General features: G+C 52.2%; 5 protein-coding genes. 3 read left to right on the top strand and 2 right to left on the bottom strand.

Annotated features, from left to right (window positions below):
• Positions 1-9: 9 nt before the first annotated feature.
• From C8R21_RS14715 to C8R21_RS14705, 3 genes are all read left to right on the top strand, one after another.
• Entirely contained in the window at positions 10-390 is a 381-nt protein-coding gene (locus tag C8R21_RS14715; RefSeq protein WP_258192444.1) for a hypothetical protein, read from the top strand.
• Positions 391-494: 104 nt separating this feature from the next.
• Positions 495-617, top strand: a complete 123-nt coding sequence (locus tag C8R21_RS14710) for a putative Na+/H+ antiporter (protein WP_308811399.1) — start codon at positions 495-497, stop codon at positions 615-617.
• Positions 618-1,344: 727 nt separating this feature from the next.
• Positions 1,345-3,009 carry a tetratricopeptide repeat protein gene (locus tag C8R21_RS14705; protein ID WP_181258969.1) on the top strand — a complete coding sequence of 555 codons (1,665 nt, stop codon included), beginning with the start codon at positions 1,345-1,347 and terminating at the stop codon, positions 3,007-3,009.
• 301 nt (positions 3,010-3,310) lie between these two features.
• Here C8R21_RS14705 and C8R21_RS14700 read toward each other — a convergent pair whose 3' ends face one another.
• Both C8R21_RS14700 and C8R21_RS14695 read right to left on the bottom strand, forming a co-directional pair.
• Positions 3,311-4,633 (bottom strand): hemolysin family protein, encoded by a 1,323-nt coding sequence (locus C8R21_RS14700; protein WP_107763369.1) that lies wholly within the window; start codon positions 4,631-4,633, stop codon positions 3,311-3,313.
• A 521-nt stretch (positions 4,634-5,154) separates the two neighbouring features.
• On the bottom strand, positions 5,155-7,398 hold the full coding sequence (locus C8R21_RS14695; RefSeq protein ID WP_107763368.1) for a copper-transporting P-type ATPase: 2,244 nt from the start codon (positions 7,396-7,398) through the stop codon (positions 5,155-5,157).
• Between the last annotated feature and the right edge of the window lie 265 nt (positions 7,399-7,663).

The following is a 7,663-nucleotide window of genomic DNA, read 5'->3' as shown; positions in this document are numbered from 1 at the left end:
GAGTAACCCATGAATGAACATGCTGCCCACCTCGTGATTTTGGGCATATCCGGAATGATCGTGGCGATCTGTGTAATGCTCCATTATGAAGCACTACGTTTTCTTGGCCGCACGTTGGGAGCGCATATACATAAACGTATTGGCGTATTGCTGGTAATGATGGGACTATTAATCGCCCATTTTCTGGAGGTGTGGGTTTTTGCTGTTGCCTACATGTTTGTGGAGCATGAGATGGGGTTTGGCCGAATCGCAGGTATAACAACCGGGGACATTTTTGATTATTTTTATTATTCATCTATCTCCTACACGACGGTCGGTTCGGGGATTTGGTACCTGTGGGCGCAATACGAATGCTTACCGCTGCTGAAGGGCTTGCCGGTTTGTCATTGATTACCTGGTCTGCCTCATTTACCTTCCTGGCCATGCAACGCTTCTGGCCTCACGCTCTTGCGGAATCGCAAGAAAAACCAGACGGTGAAGGTTAAAGCCTCCCCTTGAGCTTTAAAATTGACAGTCTGCGTGGGCATTTCGAGGAAGAGGTGGTCCATCCATTGGGATTGCTATTAGCAGCACTACCGCCAACCATTATTGCGGCATTGGCGTTCTGGTATCTGTGAGCGTCCTACGCATGATTGCCCTTCTCGCTATATGTCTTATTGGCATAGGTATTGAACATCCTTCGGCATGTGATAATTGTAACTTTCAAGATGGTTTTCCTATACTTCCAGGCGTGGACATCTGTAAAGAGGGGGATGAGAGCTGTGTTTTCCCTAATTGGGAAAGTCCGCAATCTTCAATATTCGCAATCGTCTCAATCAATGCCTCAGTGAGACGAGCTTAGAAAGATATGTTGAATACCAGCATTGAACGATCTGCTGGGTTCTTAGGTCGACGAGAGCGATGAGAGCCAAGGGGGATGTATTTTCCGTGGGAGAAAAGTTCAGTGGGACAAGAGAATGTACCGCCCCATCACCCCACATCCATATCTTCCCGACTCGGGGTAGTGTTCCTTCTAACCAAATACAAGGTAATAAAATGTCATATAAAGAACAGAATAGGGTCTTGCCGCACATATTCACAATTTGCTTGCTTGTTCTGTTCTTTCAGGCCCCCTCCGTACTGCCAGCCACAACACTCACGAGCGTGGTTCCAGAAAATCAGAAGGGTAGCGGTTCCGTTGAGGACGTCGAGGTTGGAGCTTCTGAAACTAATCAGGCACTCACCGGTGCTAGCCGTGAATTCTTGCTTCACTTGCCGAAATACGATTTGGAAGACTGTGGCTCTGCCTGCTCAGAAGAGCCACCAGGCCTTCCCGAATCCCCTGAAGTTTATCCCCAAGCAAGCATGCTCGCTCGGCATACCATCCATCCCCTGAAGAGTGGGAACGAGGACTACAGAAAAGCAGTGTCACTGTTTCTAAGTGGTCGGACAAATGAAGCCCTAGCCGTGCTGAGCAAGGAGCGGTTGTGGCAGCAGTCCACGGAAATAGAAAAACCGCGAGAAGAAGTTGCGCGCAACTGGACGCTGCGTGGTGAATTGCTTGCAGCAAAGCTGGACTTTGATGGCGCCGCTCATGCCTATGGGGAAGCCGTCCGGTTTGCTCCGGACTCATATGATTCCTGGTTCGCTTATTCGTTTTTTCATGAGGAACGGCTACATTTTAAAATAGCTCGTGAAGGATATGAGAAGGCGCTCACTCTTGCTCGTGTAAGGGGCAAGGATGAAGATGTAGGGATAATCCTTAACAATCTGGGCAACCTGCACTACGCAGAGAGGCGTATGGTCGAGGCGCGAGAGGCCTATGAGGAAGCGCTGAAAATCCGCCGTGATCTGGCTAGCAAGAACCCGAAGGATTATCTACTCGACGTAGCAAAGACCCTGAATAATCTCGGTGTTCTGCATCGCGGCGAGAAAAATACAGCCGAGGCGAGACGAGCCTATGAAGAGGTGCTGAAAATCCATCGCCAGCTGGCGGTCAAGAATGCGGATGTTTATCTACTCGACGTAGCAAAGACCCTGAATAATCTCAGTGTTCTGCACCGCGACGAGAAAAACACAGCCGAGGCGAGACGAGTCTGTGAGGAGGCGCTAAAAATTCATCGCCAACTGGCGGCCCAGAATCCAGATATTTATTTGCCCGAGGTAGCTAAGACTCTTAATAATCTCGGTGTTTTGCAGCGCGCCGAAAAGCATACGACCGAGGCTCAGCAGTCCTATGATGAAGCATTGAAGATTCATCGCCAACTGGCAGCCAGGAACCCGGTCGTTTATTTGCCCGCTGTGGCAAAAACCCTCAACAATCTGGGCAACCTGCATTACGCTGAGAAGCGCATGGTCGAAGCGCGAAGAGCCTATGAGGAAGCACTGAAGATCCAGCGCCGACTGGCGAACAAGAATCAGGACGCTTATCTGGCCAATGTGGCGAGAACGCTCAATAATCTCGGCAATTTGCACTACGCAGAGAAGCGTAGGGCGGAGGCGTGGCAGACCTATGAGGAGACGTTGAAGATTCGCCGCCAACTGGCAACCAGAAACCCGGTCGTCTATTTACCCGTTGTAGCAAAAACTCTCAACAATATTGGCAACCTGCATTACTCCGAGAAGCATATGGCCGAAGCTCAGCAAATCTACGAGGAGTCACTGAGAATCCATCGTCAACTGGCAACCAGGAATCCGGATGTCTATCTGTCCGGTGTAGCGAGAACCCTCAACAATCTTGGCAATCTGCATTACTCTGAAAAGCATATGTTTGAGGCTCAGCAGGTCTATGAAGAAGCGCTGAAAATTCGACGTGAACTAGCGGCCAACAACACCGAGGACTATCTGCCTGATGTAGCGAGAACCTTGAACAGCTTGGGTAATCTCTACCGCGACGAGAATCGCCTGGACGAGGCCCGCGAGGTCTATGAAGAGTCATTGCGAATTTACCGTGCTTTTGCAGAACGCTCTCCCGCCGCCTATGAGCATTATGTCGCAAAAGTTCAGGACCATCTCGCTGGCATACCTTGACTCGGGATAGATAAGTCCAAATGCACTAACCCTTGCTGATAGAAGATTTCTTGGAAACAACGAGAACCAAACTCAACCGAGCTTGGATCCTTCTGCCACTGCTGGATAAAACGGTAGACTCAACGTGTTGCTCCCAATAGAAAACTCTGGCAAATTTCTTCATTTTTCCCCTGACAATAATCAACCAGTAGCAAAAAGATGAACCATTGCTAAGTCTCCTCATTGACACCCGACAAATTGCCGATTACAGATGTTCAGGTTAGCCTCATCATTCATCGGGGCAGGCAATACGGAAAACTTGTTAACGATCTTGATTTAAGCCGGAACTCACTTCTTCTAGGGCTGAACTTTTTGGAATAGCCAGCACCTTATCGATACGCTTTCCGTCCATGTCCACAACTTCAAATGTCCAGCCTTCCCATTCGCACCGGTCTGCTGTCTGGGGCAATCTGCCGACTAATAACATAATCATGCCGCTCAACGTGTTGTAGCGTCCCTTTTCCTCTTCAGGCACTTCTTTAATACCTAGCCTGTCCTTCAATTCAGGAATAGGAATAAAACCATCAAGTAGCCATGACCCATCATCACGCTTCATGGCCCATGCATCTTCCGGCCGGGTCGGCTTGAACTCTCCTGTGATTGCTTCCATCACATCCTGCAGGGTGACGATGCCCTGTACTTCACCATATTCGTCAATGACGAATGCAAGGTGCGCAGCTGAGTTTTTAAAGTTCTCCAGCAGCTCCATGCCGGTTAGTGATTCAGGGACAAATACGGGTGGTTGCAAATTTTCAGTCAAGCTTGGCTTCTCGCCGTGTAGTGTTTGAGTCAGAAATTGCCGGGCGCTAGCCACACCCAACACGTCTTCCCAGTTTCCCTTGATTACTGGAAATCGGGAATGCTCGCTGGCTTCGATCCGTTTGATATTGTCTTCCAAGGGTTGCTCCACATCCAGATAGACTACATCGCTTCGCGGGAGCATGAGTGAAGCGATCTGGCGGTCATCCAGACGGAAAACGTTCCGAACCATCTCGTGTTCCTGGTGTTCGATGACACCCGCGTCCGTTCCTTCTGCAAGCAGCAATTGGATCTCTTCCTGGGTTACACTCGGCCCGCTTCTCTCCTTGATGCCAAAGATACGTAATATTAATTGGGTCGAGCCGGACAACAGCTTGACGAAGGGCTTGGAAGCAACTGATAGCCATAGCATGGGGCGTGCAATTAAACGGGCCACTAACCCAGGATTGATCTGTCCCAAGCGTTTCGGAACCAACTCCCCCAGTACAATGGTGAAGTAAGTAATGGCTACAACCACTATCCCTCTGGCCAAATATTCTGCGGCAGGATTTTGCACGCCGAGGCTTTCGATCCAGGCACTGAAGGGACCGGCCAAGGCTCTCTCCCCGATGAATCCGTTTAAGATTCCAATTAAGGTAATGCCGATTTGTATGGTAGAGAGGAAGCGATTTGGATCTTCACCTAATTCAATAGCCGCTGCTGCGGCACCATCGCCCGCCTGAGCCAAATTCTGAAGCTGGGCTCGGCGTGCGGTAATCAAAGCAATTTCCGACATAGCAAAAATGCCATTGAGAATGATTAGAGCAAACAGTATCCATATATCCATGAGCTAACGTGCACCAAAGGGCGCACCGGTAGGGGGAACATTCATAAGTTAATCAAACGGAGTCCTATTACTTGGGCAATTATGCCCGATCGGCTTCAAATGCCAGAGCATCCCAAGTAGGGAGCGACGCTCAAGACCGTAAAGATTCCAGCATTAAGACCAGCTCGATACTCAAGGCAGCCGTAAAGTCAAGCTTGAGGATATGTCGAAAGATTTTCGGAAGCTGTGAAAAGCCCGCCGGTAACCGGTCTAAAAGAGCCTGTTATCAAACTTCCGCTATTGCTTCTGGCTCCTCCCGCCTTAAGATTACCCACCGGTCAACGCCAGTCCTGAGAGTTCTTCATCCGCCCCTCATCACTCGCTGACCCTTCTGAGGAATATCCAAAGATCCAGAAAAATCGTACAGTTGAAGCGTTCACCTATTGAGTAGCAGGATACTGCGGGTAGAAGCAGTTCAGCAGACCAGCTGTTAATGAAGTAATGGTAATGACTCTGCTCCGATTCCTGGCACGTTCTTACCGCTATAATTTGAGGCGATTAAGCCGCAATGCATTCGTAACGACCGATACTGAGCTCATCGCCATGGCAGCACCCGCGAACATGGGCGAGAGCAGCAGTCCAAAGGCCGGGTACAACACGCCCGCAGCAAGCGGGATGCCGAACGCATTGTAGCCAAATGCGAAGACAAGGTTTTGCCGGATGTTGCGCATGGTGGCGCGTGAGAGCGTGACGACACGTTCAATACCTCGCAAGTCTCCCTTGACAAGGGTCACACCTGCACTCTCCATTGCAACGTCGGTCCCTGTACCCATCGCTATTCCCACGTCAGCCTGCGCCAGTGCGGGAGCATCATTGATGCCATCGCCTGCCATTGCGACCTTGCGTCCCTCGGCTTGCAACCGTTTGACATGATCCGCCTTGTCCGCTGGAAGCACCTCGGCCAGCACTTCATCAATGCCGAGATACCGGGCAATCGCAGCGGCGGTGCGCCTTGAGTCCCCAGTGAGCATCACGATGCGCACCCCCGATTGCTTCAATACAGCGATGGCTTCAGGTGTGCTTTCCTTGACGGGATCGGCGACAGCCGCGATTCCAGCGGCGATCTCATTGACCGCGAAGAACACGACTGTTTTGGCCTCGGCCCGCCAGGCTTCTGCTCGTTGGTGCCAGGCTTGCGTATCCACCCCGTGCTGCATAAGAAAATTAAGGCTGCCTACAAGCACCCGCTTGCCGTTGATGTCGGCTCTGACGCCAAGGCCGTTGATGGCCTCGAAATTTTCTACGGCCGGAAGCTTTAAACTGCGGGACTTGGCAGCCTCGACGATCGCATGCGCTATCGGATGTTCCGAGAGTTTCTCTACCCCTGCCACGAGTGCTAGCGCCTCGTCTTCTTCCATGCTTTCTACGTCAAAATCAGTGAGTGCAGGACGTCCCAGCGTCAGCGTGCCGGTCTTGTCCACCACTACGGTATCGATTTCACGCATGCGCTCGATTGCCTCCGCATTGCGGAACAGGATGCCCGCTCCTGCGCCCTGCCCCATCGCTACCGTCATCGAGATGGGCGTAGCGAGCCCCACAGCGCAAGGGCACGCAATGATGAGGACGGCAATAGCATTGATGAATGCATAGGTAAACCGGGGTTCTGGACCAACAAACCACCAAGCAAGTGCGGTGATGACAGCGATGGCGATGACGATCTGGACGAAATAGGCTGCAATAACGTCTGCCAGCCGCTGGATGGGGGCGCGCGTGCGCTGCGCCTCTCCAACCATATGAACGATGCGGGCCAGCAGGGTCTCTGCGCCTACCCGTTCGGCGCGCAAGATGAGCGAGCCACCGCTATTGATGGTAGCGCCGGTGACCGTGTCACCTGGCGCTTTCGGGACTGGCATGGGTTCGCCGGTAATCATCGATTCATCCACTCGGCTTGTCCCTTCGAGCACCGTACCGTCAACCGGAATTTTTTCTCCCGGTTTCACGCGCAGCTGGTCGCCTACCGTGACCGTTTCAAGCGGCACCTGCTCTTCTGTTCCATCATCGCCCAAGCGCCACGCGTGGTTGGGAGCGAGCTCCAGGAGCTGCTGAATCGCCCGGCTGGTTTGCCCCATTGCTCGCGTCTGAAGGTATTCGCCGAGTATCACCAGTGTCATGATGACCGCGGCGGCCTCGAAATAGGTTCCTACTGAGCCATCATGCGCCCGAAACTCCTGCGGGAACATGCCCGGCGTGAACACTGCTGCCAGGCTGAACAGGTAAGCAAATACGACTCCCAACCCGATCAGGGTATACATGTTGAGCGCGCGATGCACGAGTGAGAACCAGAATCTGCGCAGAATCGGCCAGCCCACCCACCACACAACAGGGGTCCCCAATAAGAATTCGACCCATCCGCGGGAACGCGGCCCAAGGCCAAATGGCTCATGAATGCCCAACATGGGCACCATCGCGACCAAAACCAGAGGAATCGACAACGCAACTCCCGCCTTCAACCGCCACGCGAGATCGCGCAACTCGGAATCATGAGCCTCGCCTTCGCCTCCGCTCAAGCCACTGCCGGCGATGGGTACGAGCGCCATCCCGCAAATAGTGCAATCCCCTGGAGCATCTCGCACGATTTCCGGGTGCATGGGACACGTCCACTGGGGAGCAGCCCCTGTTGTCAAGACAGAACTCGAGGAGGGGGCGGACCCTGCATGCTGGCGAGTGTGATCAGAGTGCTGTTCGTGCTGCTGCGATGAGCCCGAATTCTTCGCGTATTGGTTCATTATCGCACGCTCTCTACAAATTACTCTTAAATCAGGTGCGCGGAGTATTGAGAAAGAAAGGCAGTTTTATTTCAATGACTATGATTCATGTTAGGCCAGATCGTGATATTCGTAAAAACCCTTTTCGGGATAACCCCCGAATTATTCGCTGAGCGTTCAGTGCCGCACATTGAACCGCCCCGGGTTTTGTAGAGGCTCCAACATCTGAGAGAATGGAGCTATGAAGAAACAGAACAAGTTTTCCCCCGAGGTACGTGAGCGCGCT

Source organism: Nitrosospira multiformis (genome assembly GCF_003050865.1).
GTDB classification, from domain to species: domain Bacteria; phylum Pseudomonadota; class Gammaproteobacteria; order Burkholderiales; family Nitrosomonadaceae; genus Nitrosospira; species Nitrosospira multiformis_E.
This window is presented reverse-complemented; position numbering and strand designations above follow the sequence as displayed.